The sequence below is a fragment of the Kitasatospora sp. NPDC057500 genome (assembly GCF_042802195.1).
In the GTDB taxonomy this organism is placed as follows: domain Bacteria; phylum Actinomycetota; class Actinomycetes; order Streptomycetales; family Streptomycetaceae; genus Kitasatospora.
The window spans coordinates 1,520-2,854 of the sequence record NZ_JBHVER010000359.1 but is presented as its reverse complement, the minus strand read 5'-3'; the positions used below and the strand labels follow the sequence as shown (position 1 = coordinate 2,854).

Annotated in this window: 1 rRNA gene (running past one end of the window); it reads right to left on the bottom strand. The window is 57.2% G+C overall.

The features are described from left to right. Positions 1–1,280, bottom strand: a 23S ribosomal RNA gene (locus tag ACFU74_RS36315); it reaches 1,488 nt to the left of the window's first position. Positions 1,281–1,335 lie beyond the last annotated feature (55 nt).

The following is a 1,335-nucleotide window of genomic DNA, read 5'->3' as shown; positions in this document are numbered from 1 at the left end:
GTATTGCTGCAATGACACGACTTCGGTGATGTGCTTGAGCCCCGCTACATTGTCGGCGCGGAATCACTTGACCAGTGAGCTATTACGCACTCTTTCAAGGGTGGCTGCTTCTAAGCCAACCTCCTGGTTGTCTCTGCGACTCCACATCCTTTCCCACTTAGCACACGCTTAGGGACCTTAGTCGGTGTTCTGGGCTGTTTCCCTCTCGACCATGGAGCTTATCCCCCACAGTCTCACTGCCACGCTCTCACTTACCGGCATTCGGAGTTTGGCTAAGGTCAGTAACCCGGTGAGGCCCATCGCCTATCCAGTGCTCTACCTCCGGCAAGAAACACGTGACGCTGCACCTAAATGCATTTCGGGGAGAACCAGCTATCACGGAGTTTGATTGGCCTTTCACCCCTAACCACAGGTCATCCCCCAGGTTTTCAACCCTGGTGGGTTCGGTCCTCCACGAAGTCTTACCTCCGCTTCAACCTGCCCATGGCTAGATCACTCCGCTTCGGGTCTTGGGCATGCAACTCAACCGCCCTATTCGGACTCGCTTTCGCTACGGCTACCCCACACGGGTTAACCTCGCTACACACCGCAAACTCGCAGGCTCATTCTTCAAAAGGCACGCAGTCACGGCCCGCCAGCAAGCTGGCGAACGACGCTCCCACGGCTTGTAGGCACACGGTTTCAGGTACTATTTCACTCCGCTCCCGCGGTACTTTTCACCATTCCCTCACGGTACTATCCGCTATCGGTCACCAGGGAATATTTAGGCTTAGCGGGTGGTCCCGCCAGATTCACACGGGATTTCTCGGGCCCCGTGCTACTTGGGTGTTCTTCAAGCGAGCCGTACAGATTTCGTCTACGGGGGTCTTACCCTCTACGCCGGACCTTTCGCATGTCCTTCGACTATCCATACGGTTTCTGACTCGCCGACCGGCCGGCAGACCGATCAAGAAAAAACCCACGACCCCTCAAGCGCAACCCCTGCCGGGTCTCACACGCCCAAGGTTTAGCCTCATCCGGTTTCGCTCGCCACTACTCCCGGAATCACGGTTGTTTTCTCTTCCTGCGGGTACTGAGATGTTTCACTTCCCCGCGTTCCCTCCACACTGCCTATGTGTTCAGCAGCGGGTGACAGCCCATGACGACTGCCGGGTTTCCCCATTCGGACACCCCCGGATCAAAGCTCGGTTGACAGCTCCCCGGGGCCTATCGCGGCCTCCCACGTCCTTCATCGGTTCCTGGTGCCAAGGCATCCACCGTGCGCCCTTAAAAACTTGGCCACAGATGCTCGCGTCCACTGTGCAGTTCTCAAACAACGACCAGACACCCACCTCA